The 18812-nt window shown below is 43.2% G+C and carries 19 protein-coding genes; 7 read left to right on the forward strand and 12 right to left on the reverse strand.

All coding sequences use genetic code 11. The annotated features are described in order from the left end of the window. Positions 1–116: 116 nt before the first annotated feature. The 3 genes from BET10_RS12495 to BET10_RS12505 all read right to left on the reverse strand — a co-directional run bounded on the left by BET10_RS12495 (position 117) and on the right by BET10_RS12505 (position 2170). On the reverse strand, positions 117–650 hold the full coding sequence (locus BET10_RS12495; protein WP_240503689.1) for a DUF3833 domain-containing protein: 534 nt from the start codon (positions 648–650) through the stop codon (positions 117–119). Positions 651–660: 10 nt separating this feature from the next. Further along, a complete protein-coding gene (locus BET10_RS12500; RefSeq protein WP_070985927.1) occupies positions 661–1170 on the reverse strand; it encodes a chalcone isomerase family protein in 510 nt (169 codons plus the stop codon). Positions 1171–1267: 97 nt separating this feature from the next. Further along, on the reverse strand, positions 1268–2170 hold the full coding sequence (locus BET10_RS12505; RefSeq protein WP_240503690.1) for a LysR family transcriptional regulator: 903 nt from the start codon (positions 2168–2170) through the stop codon (positions 1268–1270). 98 nt (positions 2171–2268) lie between these two features. On the opposite strand from BET10_RS12505, the gene BET10_RS12510 reads away from it, so the two are divergent. Continuing rightward, positions 2269–2754, forward strand: coding sequence for a GNAT family N-acetyltransferase (locus BET10_RS12510; RefSeq protein WP_070985929.1), 486 nt, complete (start codon positions 2269–2271; stop codon positions 2752–2754). Between the two features lie 21 nt (positions 2755–2775). On the opposite strand, the gene BET10_RS12515 is transcribed toward BET10_RS12510, so the two are convergent. The 4 genes from BET10_RS12515 to BET10_RS12530 all read right to left on the reverse strand — a co-directional run bounded on the left by BET10_RS12515 (position 2776) and on the right by BET10_RS12530 (position 8407). Beyond that, positions 2776–3336, reverse strand: coding sequence for a uracil-DNA glycosylase family protein (locus BET10_RS12515; RefSeq protein WP_070985930.1), 561 nt, complete (start codon positions 3334–3336; stop codon positions 2776–2778). 781 nt (positions 3337–4117) lie between these two features. Next, positions 4118–5758, reverse strand: a complete 1641-nt coding sequence (locus tag BET10_RS12520) for a hypothetical protein (RefSeq protein WP_070985931.1) — start codon at positions 5756–5758, stop codon at positions 4118–4120. A gap of 72 nt (positions 5759–5830) precedes the next feature. Continuing rightward, complete coding sequence (locus BET10_RS12525; RefSeq protein WP_070985932.1) at positions 5831–7699, reverse strand: alkaline phosphatase PhoX; 1869 nt, start codon at positions 7697–7699, stop codon at positions 5831–5833. A 183-nt stretch (positions 7700–7882) separates the two neighbouring features. Continuing rightward, positions 7883–8407: a lipocalin family protein gene (locus BET10_RS12530; protein WP_070985933.1), complete on the reverse strand. Its 525-nt coding sequence runs from the start codon at positions 8405–8407 to the stop codon at positions 7883–7885. 99 nt (positions 8408–8506) lie between these two features. Here BET10_RS12530 and BET10_RS12535 point away from each other — a divergent pair, with 99 nt between their 5' ends. The 3 genes from BET10_RS12535 to BET10_RS12545 are packed head-to-tail and all read left to right on the forward strand — an operon-like array spanning position 8507 to position 9922. Beyond that, entirely contained in the window at positions 8507–8959 is a 453-nt protein-coding gene (locus BET10_RS12535; RefSeq protein WP_070985934.1) for a YaiI/YqxD family protein, read from the forward strand. Beyond that, on the forward strand, positions 8956–9483 hold the full coding sequence (locus BET10_RS12540; RefSeq protein WP_070985935.1) for a DUF6942 family protein: 528 nt from the start codon (positions 8956–8958) through the stop codon (positions 9481–9483). Before BET10_RS12535 ends, BET10_RS12540 begins: the two co-directional genes overlap by 4 nt. Positions 9484–9538: 55 nt before the next feature. After that, positions 9539–9922 (forward strand): response regulator, encoded by a 384-nt coding sequence (locus BET10_RS12545; protein WP_070985936.1) that lies wholly within the window; start codon positions 9539–9541, stop codon positions 9920–9922. On the opposite strand, the gene BET10_RS12550 is transcribed toward BET10_RS12545, so the two are convergent. Genes BET10_RS12550 through BET10_RS12565 form a run of 4 tightly spaced genes read right to left on the reverse strand, consistent with a single transcriptional unit; the run spans position 9894 to position 15729 of the window. Beyond that, positions 9894–10559 carry a class I SAM-dependent methyltransferase gene (locus BET10_RS12550; protein ID WP_070985937.1) on the reverse strand — a complete coding sequence of 222 codons (666 nt, stop codon included), beginning with the start codon at positions 10557–10559 and terminating at the stop codon, positions 9894–9896. The genes BET10_RS12545 and BET10_RS12550 overlap by 29 nt on opposite strands. Then, positions 10559–14221, reverse strand: a complete 3663-nt coding sequence (locus BET10_RS12555; protein ID WP_070985938.1) for an AAA family ATPase — start codon at positions 14219–14221, stop codon at positions 10559–10561. Before BET10_RS12555 ends, BET10_RS12550 begins: the two co-directional genes overlap by 1 nt. After that, on the reverse strand, positions 14218–15435 hold the full coding sequence (locus BET10_RS12560) for an exonuclease SbcCD subunit D C-terminal domain-containing protein (protein WP_070985939.1): 1218 nt from the start codon (positions 15433–15435) through the stop codon (positions 14218–14220). The genes BET10_RS12555 and BET10_RS12560 overlap by 4 nt, the downstream gene beginning before the upstream one ends. 54 nt (positions 15436–15489) lie before the next feature. Continuing rightward, entirely contained in the window at positions 15490–15729 is a 240-nt protein-coding gene (locus tag BET10_RS12565; RefSeq protein WP_070985940.1) for a hypothetical protein, read from the reverse strand. Positions 15730–16194: 465 nt separating this feature from the next. Here BET10_RS12565 and BET10_RS12570 point away from each other — a divergent pair, with 465 nt between their 5' ends. The 3 genes from BET10_RS12570 (at position 16195) to BET10_RS12580 (ending at position 18076) form a co-directional block, all read left to right on the forward strand. Further along, positions 16195–16833, forward strand: a complete 639-nt coding sequence (locus tag BET10_RS12570; protein WP_420820123.1) for an HAD family hydrolase — start codon at positions 16195–16197, stop codon at positions 16831–16833. 99 nt (positions 16834–16932) lie between these two features. After that, positions 16933–17658, forward strand: a complete 726-nt coding sequence (locus BET10_RS12575) for a YebC/PmpR family DNA-binding transcriptional regulator (protein ID WP_070985941.1) — start codon at positions 16933–16935, stop codon at positions 17656–17658. Between the two features lie 67 nt (positions 17659–17725). Further along, positions 17726–18076: a cupin domain-containing protein gene (locus BET10_RS12580; protein WP_240503691.1), complete on the forward strand. Its 351-nt coding sequence runs from the start codon at positions 17726–17728 to the stop codon at positions 18074–18076. Here the strand turns inward: BET10_RS12580 and BET10_RS12585 are convergent, their stop codons facing one another. Continuing rightward, on the reverse strand, positions 18077–18808 hold the full coding sequence (locus BET10_RS12585; protein WP_070985942.1) for a 5-oxoprolinase subunit PxpA: 732 nt from the start codon (positions 18806–18808) through the stop codon (positions 18077–18079). Positions 18809–18812 lie beyond the last annotated feature (4 nt).

Raw genomic sequence — 18812 nt, forward strand, 5'->3', positions numbered from 1 at the left:
CTGAGTTGTCATCCCATGTATGCTAGCACCGAGCAATGACCAAGAGAAATCATAAAAAATAAAAAAATTAATACAATTCAATAGATTGTATTTTTATTTACATTTGTTTACATCCTTTAAGGCGCTTTCTGCATAAAAATGGTGACTTCCGCCATCACAATACCGAACTTTTTGATGTATGAGCGATTGATAATCGTATTGTCTTCAAACGCCCAGATCCAATCGTCAAACTGTACGGTGTAACTTGTATCATCCACGGGTAAGTCCATTTCGTATTGCCAGCGCATTGCATTGCCAGCAAGTTGGCCTGTGGCTATACCCAAGATATCTTGTGCACTACCCTGTAACTGAGACTTACCTTTGGCTGAAATTTTCCATACTCTATGAGTGACTCCCTGCCCTACTTCGTAATGAAACACTTCGTCTAATGTGAGTGTGTCTCCTTTTACTGTGCCATCAATCTTTACTGTAAAGCGTTGTACCATCTCACCGGAGCGATTTTGTACTAAGCCCCACGCTTTTACTTTGCCGTCAAAAAACATGAAAGGGTCAAACTGGGGGGCAATATTTTGGTATCTGTTTGCATCAATATTAACACCACAACCCGTGATTAAGGCTGTGAACAGAAAAACGGCAAGTACTTTAAACATTATAAGGCTCCTAATTTTCATTGAGTAATGCTTTACGCATAGCGGGCTCAGAGGTGTTTTCTGACAACCAGATAGCAAAAAAGTGTTTAGTAAACTGTGGGTCATCGACTTCCCCAATTAAGGTAGCACCACGATAGAACCGACTACTGCCCTGCTCTGTTCGCAGGCCATATAACTCGGTGCCGTTTGTAACGTTGGGAAATATGGTACGCATTTGCCTGAACCAAGCTGACAGTTGCACCTCATCTTTAAAGCCTTGTTTTTTCATTTCCTCAATTGAGCGTTTAGCTATTTCCTCGCCATTCAAATCACGCAAATAGTGGAGCTTGAGAATGAATGGGCTGGCGGTATCAAACTCGCCATCAGGCGCATACAAAGTGGCTTGATAGATGTCCCAAAATAAATAGGTGAGTGTGGGTGAGTCACCGACTGGCTTTGCGCTGGGAATAAGTTTTTGCGCCACAGAGGCATAAGCTACATTTGTGGCCAAAGTGAGGCATAAAAGTAATCTACCAAGCATCTTTTGAATCCGAAATTTGACATAGATATTAGTATTACGATGCGACAGTCTCACTCGATCGCTATGGGTTGGTACGAGGCAAATATGTCAAGGGGCATTACAGCGCGAAAAAGCGTTTGAATTGATCGATAAACCAAGTCAATCTAGGATCATTTTGTCGGGTTTTATGTAAGTACAACTTAATCTTATAACTTGGAATATTAAGTGGTGGAGCGAGTAAGGTTAGCTCTAAAGGCTGAGCAATTTGTTGTGCGTAGGTTTTTGGCAAAGTAAGTAGATAGGGAGACTGGGTTAGGTAATGAGGTGCAATAAGCACATGAGGAACAGTTACTGCTATTGTTCTGGTCTTTTTCATCTTGGCCAGCATGATATCTACTATGCCTTTTGTTTCGTTCCATGGTGCAATAAGAATATGTTGATACAGTAGAAAGTGCTCTAGGGTAAGCTGTTGGTATTGGGCAATTGGATGTTGTTTGGAGACGGCTGTTACATATTGGTCTTCAAACCATAAATGATCTACAACACTTTCACTACGTTCTTGTTGATGTGAAAAGCCACAGGCAAAGTCAAGTGTGCCATTTTTCAACGCTTCTTGTGGAATACGTTGCTCTAATGATACAAAACGCAGATTTATTTGCGGATATTGGGCGCTAAAATGGTTCACTAACGGCTTAAGGCACCAAGCCGTATAGTCCGTGGTTGCGATGGTAAATGTGGTGCTGTGATTGGCATTAAAAGGCTCACTGGAGGTGAGACCATTAGATAGCAGTTGTAGTGCGGGCAACACGCTTTGTGCGATTTGCTGTGCAAACACAGTAGGAACCATTTCATTCTCAATACGGATAAAGAGATCGTCATCAAGCCGCTGTCTTAGCCTAGTGAGTGCGTGACTACATGCTGATTGACTTAGGTTTAACTCTTGCGCGGTTTTGCTTACCGAGCCACTTTGATATAACGATGCAAATAATTTAAGCAGATTCAAATCGATGTTAGGAAGCACGCTATGTTCTCCATGCATTTAGCTTGTGCAAACTATGCATTTAATTCATGACTGATTTTAGCATACACTAGGGTTTTGAAATCAAATAGGTCTTTTTAATGAGCATGCAAATCCGTACAGCAGTAAAACAAGATGCAGCAACCATTTTGAATTTTATCAATGATCTAGCCGTATATGAAAAAGAGCCTGATGCGGTGTTAAATACAGTGTCAGAGATTGAGGAAAAGTTGTTTTGTGAACATGCTAAAGCGCATGCTTTGATCTGTGAACAAGATGGAGAAGCGATAGGTTTCGCTGTGTATTTCTACAACTATTCAACGTGGTTGGGCAAACATGGGTTGTATCTTGAGGATCTTTATGTTGCTCAAGATAAACGTGGTAATGGAGCAGGCAAAGCAATTATGCAGTATTTAGCGCAATTAGCACTAGCAAATGACTGTGGGCGCTTTGAATGGGTTGTGCTTGATTGGAATAAGCCCGCGATTGACTTTTATAACAGTATCGGAGCCAAGCCACAAGACGAGTGGATCATCTATCGCTTAACTGGTGACGAACTTAAATCTTTTGCAGAGAGTGGTTCATAAATATAGTCGTTGTCTGATGCGTTAAAGCAGCGTTTTTACGCGGGCTTGCAAAGCGGGTATCACTTGTTGCTCAAACCAGCCATGTCGTTTGAGCCAAGCTTGGTTTCTTGGGCTTGGATGAGGCAATACAATGCGTTTGGGTAATAGTGCTTGCCAGTTTTGGACTTGCTCTGTGAGCGCTGAACTGGCATCTAAGTGATATCGCTGAGCATACTGACCGATGATAATGGTTAAGTTAACATTGGTTAATTGTGCCAGTAATGCTTGATGCCAAGTTTTAGCGCAAATTGCTGGAGGCGGTAAATCGCCGGAGTTACCGTGCCCTGGGTAACAAAAAGCCATTGGAACTATCGCGAAAAGCTCAGGGTCGTAAAATTGCTCCTCGGTCACATTTAACCAGCTTCTCAGCCTTTTACCACTTGCATCGTTAAACAGCTTACCAGTTTTATGCACCGTTAAACTGGGTGCTTGTCCAGCTATCAGTATTTTTGCTTTGCAGCTTGCCTGTACCACGGGATTAGCACCTTGAGGTAGTGTCTTGGCACATAGGGTACATGAGCGAATTTGTTCAACTATCTGCATTTGATGTACTTTGATGTGAATTCTAAATCGCCAATGTAGCATATTTTTCGCGTTGTCAGAGTGAAACACGGGAAACCAGAAAATTACTAACTCACTGCGGTGATGGTTAACTATTGGAAAAGTTGGATCAGGATTTTACCCACTGAGGCGTCTATATTGCCGACAATCACTTATAAGCCGGCAATATTTAGCTGCCTATCTATCAGAGATCAGAATTTTACTAAGTATTAGTTGATAAAAATCTGATCTAGAGCCTGTTGCTAGCAACCTTGTTGGTAAAATTCTGATCTAGCATTACTTGTGTTAGTAAAACCCTGATCTATTATGGAGTACTTTCTCTGCTAGTTAGTAAAAATATGATCTCAAGCTAAAACAAGAAGATAAGTTAGTAAAAATCTGATCTAGAATGTTCTACCGTACAGGCGTGTGTTTATTTTATAGGAGGCAAATGCCACTTTTTGGCCCCGTAAAAGGTTGGAGTGTCTCAGATTTGTTGGTTTATTACTCTATTTTCCTCTACCCAGTGTTAGTAAAATATTGATCTATTCAAGCTCTTCATATGAGGAGTTATGTTTAGATTAGGGTGCTTAGAGCAGCATTTAACTTAGTAAAAATATGATCCAGATGATGTACTCGGAAGGCTTTGTGTTTCGAGTTAGTAAAAACCAGATCTATTTCGTATCCATTTGATATAAAAGTAAACTTAAATATCACCTGTTGTGTGGTGATGATTAAAAGTGAGTAAAATGCTGATCCATGTCTGGATCAACATTTTATTAAGTTATAGCTTGGACCAATCCAGCTGCATATCCCATACATACTGGTGCGTGTCTTCAAGAGGTGACTGTGATTCGTCTATTTGTTGTAACACATTGCTTGCTTCAACCAATGTTGCATCACGGCCAAAAATATAACTTTGCTCTCGAACAATCGTGAGGTAAGCCTTATTCAATGCCAGCGCCCGTTCGGCAGACGGTGTAATAAGCTCATACAGGTTTTTAACTTTTGAAACCTTGTTTTTATCAACACTGCCATCTGATTTGAACCAGCGGGAAAGCATTTCTTGGTTCTGCCTAAACTCGTCACCGCCGCCAACACGGCTCATATAGGTGAGAAACTCGCCCTGCTTCTCACCCACGTTAGGAACATCCTGCATCGATTTTAGGTCAATATAACCCCAGCCCTTTTCACCGGTGACTTTGCGCGCAAACGAAAACGTTTGGTCATATGTTGAGCCAATGGTTTTATGGCAGCCATTACAAAATGCTAGTTCCTGCTCATGCTGTACTCTAAGTTGGCCTTGTGCGTCCTCGATGTAGCCATTAATAAGCCAACCAAACGTATTGTTCACGCCTTTGTCGCCCAAATAAAGGGTCTGTGGTAAGTTTTCAAAAGCTTTCTCCTTTGCTTCTCGGTAGTAAGAAGATGCCAGTGCAGCTTTAGACTTAAATTTGTGCTTCTTCATATAGCGAACTTCTTTCATACGCGGGGCATTGTAGATATTGCCGAGTGGATCAACGCCTATATAGCGCACTGTGTGCAAGAACTCAGTGCCTTGCGGGTAGAGTTGATATTCGAGCGTATCGTTTGCGTCGCCCAGGTAGTGGCTTTGCTTTGGTAAATATGAAATGTGACTAAGTTTGCCATCCTTATTCAGGTCAACTCCTATAAGCTGTTCATCAATATTTGGTACAGATACTCCATCAAGACCTTTTAGCGCGATTTCTACTAGGCTGAGGTTTGCCAAATACACATCTCGGTTGTACGTTCCTTGATGCTCTCTGAATGCTCTAGGAAGGCGGATCATTACATCCCCTGTGGAGCCATTTGTTGGCCAGAAAGTACTGGGAAAGGGTTTGTAGTTAAATGCAACCCAGCCACTACCATCTTTAGCAAAGCCAAGTTCATCAAATGCTTGTTCAGGGTAAGCCAGATTCTCAATCGGGGTGATTTCGCCTTGCCAGTCACTGTTTTGTTTGAGCTTTTCAATGAATGGGCTGTAGTTGTCTTGGTTTATCCAAGTCAAAATCTGCTCGTTGGAAATATCTTTAACCAGCTCGGTACGGTCAATGAAAAGGTTTTTCCAATGATTCTTTGTGCCTAAATCTGAAAACTCGTAACTTCCTTGCAAATGTCCGTCAAACATCTGATTTGGCCGATTTTTATTATTTTTATCAGTTTGGTGGCAGGCATAACACGGGTTATTAATACCATCTGTTTTAGTGTAGCACTGCGGCGGAATAACGGACTCAGCGTTGTATATTTCATTGTGATTTAGATAGGCCACCGCAGGGATATCATCGCCTTGTTTGAAAGGTGTTGCTGCATTTGGCGTATTTGTTTGCGCACTCTGCTGGGGTGGTTTTTCGCAGCCACTGAGTAACCCCAGTATCATCAGGGTGGCAGAGGTTAGGTATTTCATTTTTATGACTTCCATCGGCTAGACAAAAAAAACGGCAGCCCTTTGTAGAGCGCCGTTTTTCTAAAGTGACAGTTATTTTGATTTAGGGTCGTATAGCCACAGGGTGTTGTTATCCTGGAAGCCGTCCTCACCTATGATGATACGTCCATCGCGCATTACGATGACGTTGTCAGGTTGCGATAGTTGGTTTACATCACAACGCTCTGCGCCGGTCAGGCTTGAGCGGTAGGTACCACCCATCACGACGGGTTCAATGCGGGTTAGATTGTAGTTGTTATCGATAGCTGCACGATAAACGCCACCACAGTCTTTTACGCGGCTGGAAAGTTGGATATCACCTTCATCATCGATCATGGTGTTGTCAATGTCGGCTACACCAATGTACATGTAGGCCTTATCTACAATCTCTCCCTCTATCAGATCTTCTCCCGTTACCGCTTCTTTAACGCGGTCTAGGTTAATACTGATCCCCTCAAGCTTGCGCCATTCCGCAGTCGCACCTTTTAAGCGGGCAGCTTGGCGAGACTCTAAGAAGGCTACGCGATTGTCCATAGGCTTCCCAGCAGTGATAGGGCCACCGCCTTGCTCAACGGTTGGGTAAGTTTGGTCGCCATCCGCCCAAGCTTGCACATCGGCCATAGTGATATAGCTAGACTGACCGTCAACGTAATCTGCTGTAGTGATGTTGTCGTATTCAGCTATCCATGTAGCGATGTCAGCATTGTTGCCGCTAGCAAGCTCTACCCATTGAATGTCAAAGCCGGTCACGGCTGGGTCATTTAGGCCCTCGTCCTGAGTGAGTTTCGCACCGTACAGTGTACCTGAGCTTAAATCTTTAGGATGATCGGCAACAAATTTAAACAGTACGCCGCCGGTGTCATCCTGTGATGAATAAACTGTTCGCTCATCTGGCATAACTACAGAGTTTTCATGCTCATAACGACCAATTGTGAAATGTTTCACCACATCAGGTGAAGCGCTGGTTGGGTTTTGTACTTCGGCAATGTAACCGTAGCGATACGGGTTAGGGAAATCTGGTGCGACGAGCGCTTCGATACCGTCGGTCCGTGTATCGGCAGGGTCATTCCAGCTAGCTGCCGTTGTGCTAGTTACACTTGAATTGACGATCCATTCTTCAGAAGTAAGTGGTGTGCCCCAAGGTGACATTGAACCAAAGCAATTGGCTGCCGTGCCTTGCACTGAATCAAAGTCAACCATCATGGCTTCAGTGACAGACCATTTACCCTTAGTATCTTTGCTCATTTTCAAACGGCTCATGCCGCCTGGGTATGACTCCCAGTTGGTATACAAATAGCCTTCTGTATTTGAAGTGGCGATAAAGCCGTTGAAATCAGGGTTGTCATTACGGATGATTTCTTGTTTTGAGTTAATGCCGTAGTGAACACCAAGACCGCCTGCGACGCCTTTTGCACCTAAGTCAGCGAAGACATCGCCAGTTTGACCTAGCACTTGGTACTGACCAATCGCTGACATCACGATTTGTTGTTCTTGCTCTGAGGCAGGTACTGGCGAGCTTACAATGTTGCGAGGTAGATTGTTGAAGTCAACACCAGTCAAAACCCCAACAGTACCTTTGTTAAACGTTTTGCCATCTGCGGTCACAGTGTTGCTGTCAGCCGGGTGCTGTACGTTGAAAAATAAGTCACCTTGCTCGGTTAGGAACAACCCCGTTACTTCTGCGCCATTTGGCACGGTAGCGATGCGAATAAGGCCACTGCCACCATTGACACCATCTTTGCCATTAACACCATCATTTCCAGGTTGACCGTTAGCGCCATCTTGACCGTTTTGGCCATCAACACCATTTTGACCAGCTGTACCTTGAACCCCTTGTGGACCTTGTGCTCCATCATCGCCATTGCATGCTGTGAGCGCAAGAGTGACGGCTCCTGCGATCAAAGAATAGGCTAAACGCTTCATACTGTTACTCCAATTTGCACTTGCTAATTATTGTTAAGGAGGCAATAGCTTGGGATGTGTGTGTTACAGGTGCCTGACAGTAATGTTAAAGTTTTCATACAGTTATATGAGAGAAGAGGACTTTGTATGGGGGCATTGTCATATAACTGTAAAGGGGGTTTACACTCTAAAAGTGAATTATCATTATATATCACTATGTTGTACGTAGATTAGTTGCTCTACGTGGAAACCATACTGTTGCGCTGTTTGAACAAAGTCATCAACAATTACTTGGTTAACTTTTGGAGTACGTGAGAGCAGCCATAAATACTCCTTGTTATAGCTTGTAACATAGGCATATTGGTACTGTTCTTTGTCGAGTTTGAAAATGACGTATGAACCATAAAATGGGCCAAAGAATGACACCTTAAGATGCCCTATTGTTTTATCATCTACAAACTTGGCAACACCGTGAGCTTGCTTCCATGCCTCATTATTATCATTGTACCCTCGATTGATAACTGTCACCGTGCCATCTTCATTTATTGAATAGTTTGCACTGATGTTGCTTAAACCACGCTCAAAGCTGTGGTCAAGCCTAGCAATCTCATACCATTTGCCTTGATATCTTTGTAGTTCGAAATCTGTAACAGGTTGAATACCTTGAGGCAGCCCAGTGCATGCAGTTAGTAAAAACAGTAACGTGGCACATAAAATTGACGTTCTCATTTATATTCCTAAGTATTTTATCCAAATAATAGTAGGTTACGTGCAGAAGAACCGTTAAGATCATTAAAATACTAAGTTTGAGATTAGGTAACCAGTACCATGAAAATTTGGGTTGATGCAGACGCGTGTCCCGCTGTGATAAAAGAAATCATCTTTCGCGCCGCAGAGCGAACTAAAACCATAACAACCTTGGTTGCTAATCACGCTATGCGCGTACCCGCTACGCAATATGTGAGTTTGCTACAAGTGAGCAAAGGGTTTGATATAGCAGATAATGAAATTGTTAAGCGTGTACAAAAGGGTGATGTTGTTATAACGGCTGATATTCCGCTTGCTGCCGAAGTTGTGGAACAAGGCGTATTGGCTATTAACCCTCGTGGTGAGGAATACACCATACATAACATTAAGTCGATATTAAACATGCGTGATTTTATGGATACGATGCGTAGTAGTGGCGTTGAAATGAGTGGAGGCCCAGCTAAGCTCTCAAGTGCTGACAAACAAGCATTTGGTAATGCGCTAGACCGCATACTTACAAAAGCCAGGTCATGAAAATACTAACTCAAGGCTTTGGTGCCACTTCTGGGTTGATAGCAATTTATATTGAGCACAGCCCTCCTATGCTCGAATATAAAAACTTGTTATCTGTTCAACCGCTTAGCTTAGGTGAGATAACAGTGATCAACCAAGCATCAGGTAACGGCTGGCGTAAAATATTTAATGTGTATGCAAAAGTGCTGGCTCAACTGCATCACTCAGATCATAATTTTACTAACTATGATAGCTGGCAAACATATCGAGATGAGTGTTTACTGCAAAGCCATAGTCAGGAAGCATTGCTGTTTTCTGTGCCTGATTTGGCTGCGAAGCAGTACCATTATCACGTCATTGCAGGAAGAACGTACGCCAAAAAGCTATTCAGAGATCATATTTTTACTAACTCGCTGGTATGGTTAGATGAAGAGTTTGCAGTTGACCCTATTCACCGCTTGGTGGTGTGCCCATTTCTCGATTACAGACAGCTAAGCAATATTAAAATCAATAAACTATGCGATATTTTGCGGGAATTAGACTAATCTGAAATAACGAATAGCGGCACAAATAGACTGGGTCAAGGATAGAGGCATTAGTATGAGAATTCTTGTTGTAGACGACATGCCATTGATGCGCCATGTAATGATAAACATGTTACGCCGTTTGGAGTATGAAGACATCGTTGAAGCAACAGATGGCCAACAGGCCATTAAGTTACTCAAAGCCAGCCGCTTCGATTTATTAATCACCGATTTAAACATGCCAAAGATGAACGGTAAAATGCTCATTGATAAAATTCGCAAAGAACTCAATCAGCCTCATCTGGCTATTCTAGTGGTTACTTGCGATGATAATAAAGACACCGTGCTTAATCTGATCTCTGCCAAAATTGACGGTTTGATGGTCAAACCCTTCAATCTACAAACATTACAAAAACAGCTTCGTTACACCGCTATTCGGCACGACAAACAATCCCAGTAAAGCCTAATGCCTTAAAGTAATAGTGCGGGACACCAAAACCTGTGTGGTCGAGTAGCTCTGCTAGGCGCATTCTATCCAATGCGAAGAATTCATGTTGTAGGTTATGTCGCATACGCTGTTCACCAACTTCGGTTAGGCCAAGTTCTCGGCATGCTACTAGTTGTGACTCACGCTCAAACTCGGTTTCGGGTGCCATAAGGTCGGCTAGGAATAAAGGAGCACGACTGGGTAGTTGAGCACGGATGGTCTTGAGTAGTGCTTGCTTATCACCGTTATCTGGCAAAAAGTGCATGACCAAAAGACATAATGCCGCATCAATGTGGCCCATGTTAGGTTCAAGTTCACCACACACAATTGTCACTCTCGAGCTTAGACCTGAGTTAGTAAAATTTTGATCTGCGATTGCTAACATATCTTCAGAAATATCTTGTGCAATAAAATGCCAGTGAGGGTTAAGTTGAGCCAAGGCCAAAATGTCTTTGCCCGTGCCTGCACCTATCACAAGTATGGTTGCTTCATCGGGTAGCAAGGTTTTCAATTGGGCTGCGGTGAGTTCGTGTAGTAAATCGTAGCCAGGGATGAGCCTCGTTATGCGTTGCTCGTAGCTCTGTGCTTCGTCAGCTTGAAAAGTTGGCATTAGATCTGTCCTTTAATTTGAATGCTGGAGTAGCCACCAGGTTGTTTTTTCACATGAATTTGCGTCGCTACCCGTTCGGTCATTTCACTCACGTGAGAGATCACTCCCACTTTTCGCCCCTGAGCTTGTAATGAGTCTAACGCATCCAAAGCAACACTTAAAGTTTCAGGGTCTAGTGTGCCAAACCCTTCATCGATAAATAGTGAACTGATCTGAACCTTGTTGGCTGACAGTGACGCAAGCCCTAGTGCCAGTGCCAAAGATACTAAAAATGACTCCCCGCCAGAGAGGGTATTTACTGAGCGTTGTTCATCGGCCATATCTTTATCAATAATCGCAATATTAAGAGATTGACCGATAATCGAAAGCCGATATCGCTTAGAGAGGCTACTCAGGTGTTGGTTGGCATACTGCAGCAGGATTTTCAGGGTCTGTGTTTGTGCCACGTTGCGTAGCTTTTTGCCCGTTGCGTCACCAAGAAGTTTGTCTAACAAGTACCAATGTTCATATTGTGTTTGCAGGTGTGAAAGTTCGTTTTGCTGTGCTTGTCGGTTTGCTACATTTTGCTCGTGTTGCTTCAATTGCGTATTGTGATCAAGCCAATGTGCCTGTACCTGCTCGATTTGCAGGTTAAGCTCACTTAGTAAGTGTTTTAGTTGCTCTAATGAAGCAGTAGTTCTGGCCTGAGTCTGATGTTGCTCAATCTCCTCATGAAGGTGATTGAGCCGTGCCTGCACTTGTGTAAGTTGATGTTGTTGGTGCTGGTTCTTGTTGAGGATATCTTCATATTGTGCAAATGGCACTGCCAGCAATTGGGCAACGGTGGTGGCATTGAGCTCACTATGCTGCTGGCGTTGTGTTGCCAACCACTGCTCAAAACGCTTCTCAACATTGGCCTGCTGGCTTTGATTGTCTGCAAGCTGCGTTTTTAGGTGCTGAAGCTCAAGCTGTTGCTGATGGGCTGATTGCTCAAGCCGCGTCAGCGTGTTCTGGCATGTTGTTAATTGTGAGCGACATTGCTCATGACGAGTTTGCAGTTCATTAAACCATTCATCGGCGCTACGTGTAAGTGGTAGTAGCGCTTTACGCTGTGAGTCGAGTTCATTCAGAGTATTTTGCAGCTCTGTCAACGCACTCTGCTGTTGTACTAACATCGCTTGTAATTTGTTTTGATGCTGTACATCGTTATGTTGTTGGGTGTTGAGTTGCTGTTGCGCGTGTTGTAACTGGGCTAAGGTTTCTTGCCATGTAGCGTACTGCTTAACTTTGCTAGTCAGTTGCTCAATGGCATTGTGCATGTCTTGCTCATACTGTTGCCACCATGTGCTATCACAATAGTTTTGATGCGCTTTTTGCTTTAATTGAGCGACGGTATTACTCGCATCGTTTTGCTGTTGTGTATTGGCATCTAGAGCAGCACTTAGGCCCTGTATTTTTTGCTGTATATCACTTTGCTGGCTTTGATTTTGGCTCAGCTGATGCTGACTGGCTTGTAGTTGCTGCCAAAGCTGCTGCTGTGACTTGCTCAGTTCACTGTAACGACTCAATTTTTCTTCAATTTCTTGCAAATGCTGTTGGCTGAGATCAATGTCAACATAGTGCTCAAAGCCCAGTTCTTGCAAGGTCTTAGTGAGCTTAGTATGCTGTTCTTGAAGTTGTGATTTACGTTGCAAAGCAACTTGCAACTGAGTGTTTAACTGTTCAGTTGCTACCACTTGGTCGTTATAGCGTTGTTGTGCTTGTGTGAGTGCTTGCTCTGCTTTTTGCTGTTGCTCAGTAAAGTCGGCAATGAGGTTTTGCCAATGGCTATCTATGTGATCAACGCCATAAGGATGCTCCGTTGCACCGCAGACCATACATTCCTGACCTTCTCTAAGCTGCGCACGTAGCGCACTGATTTTTTCACTCGCCCGCAGCTGTACCTGAGTAACATTTTCCTGGGTGATAAGCGTCCGTTGCTTTTGTAAATCGACTTGCTTTTCAGTATCTGTTAGTTGTAGCTGCAATGTGTGTTGTTGATGACGGTATTTATCAATATTGGCGGTTAATTGCAGTTGCTCGTGGTCATTTTTTTGTCCATCTATTGACAGTTGCAACGCCGATTTTAAGTTATAGCTTTGCTTTTGCAGTGCTTCATAGTCCAGCGTGGCCAACTGTTTTTGCAGCGTTTCTAGCTGCGCTTGTTGCGCTAAGTGGCTGGCCTGTTGATTTTGTATCTGCACAGTCAAAGGAGCAAGCTTAGATTCCAATGTCGAACGCTCATCATATTGGCTCTTATACTGGTTTTTAAGGCTTTCTATGCGCTGCGTTGCTTGACTAATGGTATCGAAAGTATTCTCAAGATAAGACCAGTTTTCTAACGCACTTTTTACGGCAGTGTGTTGCTCAAGTTGCGTCATCTGCTCGTTTTGTGCTTTTTGATTATCTTTTAATTGCTGCTCTACTCGCTGTATTTGCTCCGTTATCCCATGCAACTGTTGTTCGGTGCTAGCTAATTGCTTTTTATTGTCCTCAAGCTGCTGTGAGGTGGCATATCGTTTATTGTCGAGTGTTCTTACTAACTTGATGTCAGGTTCATGGTTTTTTAGTGCTTCAAGTGCTGTTTGTTGTGCTTTATTAGCATCAGCAACTAATGCTTGTTGTTGATCTATCTGTTGTTGGTAGTCTTGCTTTACCAGTTCGTCATGCTGGCGTGTCAGCTTTTCGTGTTGCGTGGTGAGTGCACTTGCTTGTTGGCGATTATCGGCGATTTGCTGAACGAGCTGGGCAAGCTTAGCTTGTTCTACCTCTGGTGCCTGTTGTTGTATCTGGGACTCTAAGTTGTGGAGTTGTTGCTGGTATTGTTGTAGTTTAAGCTGATGTTGTTCACCTTGTGTAAGCCACTGTATATCTTGCTGATACTGAGTGCTTTTCGCTTTTAGTTCAGAAAGTTGTTCGTCTAGTGTGGTGATAGTTTGTTTCAGCGAGGCTAATTCTTCATCAGATAAAACATGATAATTGGCCAGTGAGTTTTGTAGTTGTTCAAGTTCGCCTTTTTTCTCTTTATGATGTTCAAAAATAGCTTGTCCTAGGCGACTAAATTTATCCGTACCAGTCAAGCACTCTAACAGCTGTGCACGCTCGTCAGCGCTGGCTTTTAAAAAAGCGGCAAACTCATGTTGAGCAAGTAGCACAGCCCGAGTAAATTGTTCAAAGTTGAGTCCTATTAATTGCTCTATCTTGGTAACAGTAGCACTGCTAGATTGGGTAAGTTGTTGCTCATCAGCAACTCTAAACAAAATATGTTCAGGCCTTTTTAGCTTACCATCTGGCTTTTTGCGGGCACGTTCTATTTTCCAGCGAGCTAAGTAGCGCTCGCCATCCTGCCCGATAAACTGTACCTCAGCCTGCCCTTGCGCACACCCTCTGCGCAACAGGTTTCTCGGATCATTGAGTTTTATATCGTCGCCATTAAACGTAACAGTGTTTTTTAAATCGTTTCTTAATCTTGCGGTTTTTCCATAAAGCGCCAGACAGATACCATCCAGTAGTGTACTTTTTCCAGCTCCAGTATCGCCAGTGATAGCAAAAAGCCCACTGTGGCTCAAAGGGGCTTGTTCAAAATCAACCGCAGCCTGAGTCAAAGATGCGAGGTTACTAAGAGTGATATTCAGTAATTTCATGTGATTGGTTCTTCATCCATGGCGTTGATCACGTGCGCGAGGCAATCTTTTAAGGCATCAGGCACGGGCGCGTTAGCATCTACCTGCTGGGCAAAAGCCAAGGCAAGCAAGGTCATTGGATCCAGCTGTTCAACCTGACCCAAATCAGTAAACGTTTCATGTTGTTCTTGGCTTTGTTCGCTTACCCGTTCTATACCGCAAAACAAGATGGGTTTATCTTTTAATGCCTCATCGATAATTGCGCGGAACTGGCTGTTTGTTTCACTGCTGTTCAATCTTAGGCGAACATAGCTTGGTGGAGCTTCAGTATCAAATTCAAGTGCATTGATCATTTCACACAAGCTATTTAAGTCTGCGCTTCCTCGTTCTGGAAGTAGTAAAAGCTGTTGATGACGTGGCACGTAAAGGGGCTTTACAGATGTAAGTTGCTTACCCGCAAATTCAGCTACCACTACCTGATGTCGATAGTTACGTTCGGAAAATGACATTGGCAGTGGGGTACCGCTATAACGAATATGCTCGCTTTTCGCTACACTCTGCGCTTTATGTAAGTGCCCAAGCGCCACGTAGTCGGCATGCTGAGTAAAAATACTGGCATTGATTGACTCAAATCCGCCAATGGCAATGTTACGTTCGGAGTCACTTGAAATATCTCCCCCTTTGGCATGCAAATGGCCCATTACGATGAGCGGTTCGTGCTCTGTACGCAATTTTTCCTTTGCTGACTCTATCGCTTCGTCATAGGCTTGCGCGACAGCTTGTTGATAGCTGATATCGCTGGTCATAGAAATATCTGAAACACGCAGAAATGGCATCGCAACAACGTGAGCTGTACCGTTTTTGGTTTCAATGGGTTTGATAACTTGCTCGGGTGCTTGTTTGTCAAAGCGACCAACAACGTGAGTATCAAAGAGTTGCAACAAAGGTTTTGCTGTTTCGATACGGTTTGCTGAGTCGTGGTTGCCGGCAATAATTACAATATGTAACTCTGGGCATGTAAGTTTTACTTGCTTTATAAAAGTGTAGAGCTGTTGTTCGGCACTGGCAGGTGGTGTGGCCGTGTGATAAATATCCCCCGCTATCAGTAGCAGATCGATATTCTGCGATACCAATGTCTCAGCCAGCCAGTCCAAAAAGGCTTGTTGTTCATGCGTGCGACTATGCTCATAAAACTGTTGGCCCAAATGCCAATCAGATGTATGCAATACTTTCATTCAGCGTTTCCTTGACGATAGAAACGCTAATATAACATTGCCAGAGCTGTTTGGTCAGCGGCTTATTTGCAACCAAGCAAAAAGAATTATAGGTAAAACAAGCAATAACAATACAGCAGGTGTTTTGAACGCCTTTACTTGCTTGGCTTGAAGCGCTTTCAAAGCTGACTTTTCATTACATGCAGCGACTTTATCAACATAAAAGTAGCCATCATCTAAATACTCTTTGCAATTTTGCTCATCCGCAGGAATGGCAACAAGCTTCTCTTGTTTTTTCAGGATGTAAAAATCCATACTGCTCACCACATTTCTATTGCTAAACGGGTTCATTTATACGAGCAAAACTGAGGCCAACTTTTTATGGCATTTTTGCACGAAATAAAAAAGTGCGGGATTTTAAAGATAATTTCGAGCAAATATCAACTATTAATTTTGCTTTTTTTATTTATTTACAAAATAAAGACAATAATTTGAAAAAATGACGAGTTGGCATGCCATTTTATTGTCATATTTCGTACTTATGCGAATTTACACATAGGCTATTTTTTATTGTTCTAAAGCGAAAAGTGATTTTGAGCGTGACTTGAAGGATAATGCGTTCCTTGAGCGCTAACAAATGAGAACTATTTTATTCTGTTAGGTGCAATTGAGAAGAGTTGTCATCTGAGCAATAACTTGATGAATTATCAAGGCTGTGTTTTGCAAGATGGCTATTCGTAACCTATGGTTTAATTACATTCGCCGATAAAGGCAGGGATAATGATGTTACAACTTAATGCACAGGCGTGCTCACAAAGTCGTGTAATGATACAACAGCAGATTAAAGGTGTGATATTTGATTTAGACGGCACTTTGGTTAGCTCTGAATTAGACTTCCAGCTGATCAAAGCACAAGTAGGGTGTCCGCGTGATCTTGATTTGCTTGATTTCATTTCTCAACTTCCCTCTCCGTACATGCGCCAAGAAGCAATGAATATTGTACACCAGCACGAAATGCTAGATGCACAAAACGCACAGTTGATGCCGGGGGTGTCAGAGTGCCTTGAAAAACTTACAAACATGCAAATACCGATGGCGATAGTGACGCGTAACTTTGAGCGCGCTGCGAAGCTAAAACTAAGTCAGTGCAACGTACCTATATCGCTAATGTTAACTCGTGATGATGCACCCGCTAAACCTAACCCAAGTGCTTTACTACATATTGCAAAGCAATGGCATTTTACATCTAACCATTGCATGTATGTAGGAGATTATCTTTATGATATTCAGGCAGCGCATAACGCAAAAATGCGCTCTTGTCTTTATGCTCCGCAAGACGTTCCTCATTATGCCAGTCAGGCGCACCATATATTGCGTTCGTTTGATGATTTACCGCAACTGATACAGGCTTTCGGTTAACTAACCCAAGACAAAGCCCATCAAACGCTAGCCCAATGGCGAGAGTCTTGTTAAAATCTCGTCAATTTAATTAATTTAATCTATAAAACGAGAATTAAGATGGGCAGAGCATTTGAAGTCCGCAAAAACGCCATGGCAAAAACGGCGGCGGCAAAAACCAAAGTAAACTCAAAATATGGTAAAGAAATTTACGTTGTAGCGAAAAATGGCGGCCCTGACCCTGAAACAAACTTGTCTTTACGTCGTTTGATTGATAAAGCGAAGAAAGATCAGGTTCCAGCACACGTTATTGATAAAGCTGTTGAGAAGGCAGCCGGTGGTGCAGGTGAAGACTACGCAGCGGCGCGATACGAAGGTTACGGCCCTGCCAACTGTATGGTGATTGTTGATTGTTTAACTGACAACCCAAATCGTACTATCAAAGATGTACGCCTGCCGTTTACTAAAACTGACTCAAAAATTGGTAGCCCAGGCTGTGTTGCTCACATGTTTGATCACTTAGCTATTTTAGGCTTTGACGGCGATGACGATGAAGCGGTGTTAGAAGCGCTGATGATGGCTGATGTAGACGTGACAGATGTTGAAGTGGAAGACGGTAAGGTGTCTGTATTTGCGCCACATACAGAGTACTACAAGGCCAAAACGGCACTGACAGAAGCGTTTGAAGGCATTAACTTTGAAGTAGACGAGATTACGTTCGTACCACAAACTCATATCGAAATTACAGACGCCGACGACATCGCTAATTTTGAAAAGTTTATGGGCATGTTAGAAGATTGTGATGATGTACAAAACATTTATCACAATGCCATTGTGAAAAACTAATCCTGCTATAGCAATATAAAGCCGAGCTTCATGCTCGGTTTTTTATTGCTCCAATTATGGTACAAACATGATGAGTAAAGTTGTAAGTATTGATAACACAGAACATTATCAGTGGGGTGGAGTATGTGATGGTTGGCACTTGGCCGCGACACCCAACTTGAGTGTTATCCAAGAGCGAGTACCTCCTGGAGCTCAAGAAGCCAAGCATTTTCACCACTTTGCAGAGCAGTTTTTTTATATTTTAGCAGGGCAGGCGCAGCTAGAGATAGATGGAGAAGTATTGAAGCTCAATGCGGGGCAGGGAGCACAGGTGAGCGCTAAAACACCGCATCAGCTTAAAAATGTAAGCTCGGAAGTTGTGAGTATGCTGGTTATTTCCACCCCTGCGAGCCATGGTGACCGTACAACACTAGAATAGCTATTCACCAGTTAGTAAAATACTGATCTCTTTGACTAGCGTGATACTGGCTTCATTGTCGCCATGTACACATAGCGTATCGGCCTTTAATGGCAGTTGCTTGCCTGTGTTAGTTGTTACAGTGCCTTGCTCAACTAACTGTTTTACCTGTGCCATTAACGTGCTCTTGTCATGCACTGCATTTGGTTGACTACGCGGCGTCAACAAGCCTTGATCTGTATAAAGTCTGTCAGCAAATGCTTCAAACATAAGTTCTACCCCAAACTTATCAGCTAGTCTTTGATGTTGCGCTTGTTTTGCAGTGGCTAAAATCATCAGTTTGAGTGGCTTAGGGTAATTGGCGACGGCTTGGATGACGGTTTCCAAGATAGATTCATCGGCCATCATGTCATTATAAAGTGCACCATGTGGTTTAACATAGGTGACTGATAGCCCTTGGCACAGAGCCATGCCATACAGCGCCGAGATTTGGTAGTGCAACGTGTTTGTGAGCGTTTGTGGTGACAACTTCATAGAACGACGCCCAAAACCTTGTAGATCTGGATAGCTTGGGTGGGCGCCAATGGTGACGTTATACTGCTTAGCGAGTACGAGTGTTTTGGCGATGACATCGGGATCACCACCATGAAAACCGCAGGCGATATTTGCGCAATCAATCACGGCCATGGCTTGCTCATCTAGGCCCATCGTCCAAGCACCAAAGCTTTCACCTAAATCACAGTTTAAAAGCATCTAT

The organism is Pseudoalteromonas amylolytica (genome assembly GCF_001854605.1).
In the GTDB taxonomy this organism is placed as follows: domain Bacteria; phylum Pseudomonadota; class Gammaproteobacteria; order Enterobacterales; family Alteromonadaceae; genus Pseudoalteromonas; species Pseudoalteromonas amylolytica.

What these genes read in the sequence shown, in the direction of transcription:
- BET10_RS12565 (WP_070985940.1), bottom strand. Translation starts at nt 15,729, where the DNA reads ATGGATTTTTACATCCTGAAAAAACAAGAGAAGCTTGTTGCCATTCCT.
- BET10_RS12495 (WP_240503689.1), bottom strand. Translation starts at nt 650, where the DNA reads ATGTTTAAAGTACTTGCCGTTTTTCTGTTCACAGCCTTAATCACGGGT.
- BET10_RS12580 (WP_240503691.1), top strand. Translation starts at nt 17,726, where the DNA reads ATGATGAGTAAAGTTGTAAGTATTGATAACACAGAACATTATCAGTGG.
- BET10_RS12510 (WP_070985929.1), top strand. Translation starts at nt 2,269, where the DNA reads ATGAGCATGCAAATCCGTACAGCAGTAAAACAAGATGCAGCAACCATT.
- BET10_RS12520 (WP_070985931.1), bottom strand. Translation starts at nt 5,758, where the DNA reads ATGAAATACCTAACCTCTGCCACCCTGATGATACTGGGGTTACTCAGT.
- BET10_RS12560 (WP_070985939.1), bottom strand. Translation starts at nt 15,435, where the DNA reads ATGAAAGTATTGCATACATCTGATTGGCATTTGGGCCAACAGTTTTAT.
- BET10_RS12525 (WP_070985932.1), bottom strand. Translation starts at nt 7,699, where the DNA reads ATGAAGCGTTTAGCCTATTCTTTGATCGCAGGAGCCGTCACTCTTGCG.
- BET10_RS12585 (WP_070985942.1), bottom strand. Translation starts at nt 18,808, where the DNA reads ATGCTTTTAAACTGTGATTTAGGTGAAAGCTTTGGTGCTTGGACGATG.
- BET10_RS12575 (WP_070985941.1), top strand. Translation starts at nt 16,933, where the DNA reads ATGGGCAGAGCATTTGAAGTCCGCAAAAACGCCATGGCAAAAACGGCG.
- BET10_RS12545 (WP_070985936.1), top strand. Translation starts at nt 9,539, where the DNA reads ATGAGAATTCTTGTTGTAGACGACATGCCATTGATGCGCCATGTAATG.
- BET10_RS12530 (WP_070985933.1), bottom strand. Translation starts at nt 8,407, where the DNA reads ATGAGAACGTCAATTTTATGTGCCACGTTACTGTTTTTACTAACTGCA.
- BET10_RS12540 (WP_070985935.1), top strand. Translation starts at nt 8,956, where the DNA reads ATGAAAATACTAACTCAAGGCTTTGGTGCCACTTCTGGGTTGATAGCA.
- BET10_RS12550 (WP_070985937.1), bottom strand. Translation starts at nt 10,559, where the DNA reads ATGCCAACTTTTCAAGCTGACGAAGCACAGAGCTACGAGCAACGCATA.
- BET10_RS12535 (WP_070985934.1), top strand. Translation starts at nt 8,507, where the DNA reads ATGAAAATTTGGGTTGATGCAGACGCGTGTCCCGCTGTGATAAAAGAA.
- BET10_RS12500 (WP_070985927.1), bottom strand. Translation starts at nt 1,170, where the DNA reads ATGCTTGGTAGATTACTTTTATGCCTCACTTTGGCCACAAATGTAGCT.
- BET10_RS12555 (WP_070985938.1), bottom strand. Translation starts at nt 14,221, where the DNA reads ATGAAATTACTGAATATCACTCTTAGTAACCTCGCATCTTTGACTCAG.
- BET10_RS12515 (WP_070985930.1), bottom strand. Translation starts at nt 3,336, where the DNA reads ATGCAGATAGTTGAACAAATTCGCTCATGTACCCTATGTGCCAAGACA.
- BET10_RS12570 (WP_420820123.1), top strand. Translation starts at nt 16,195, where the DNA reads ATGATGTTACAACTTAATGCACAGGCGTGCTCACAAAGTCGTGTAATG.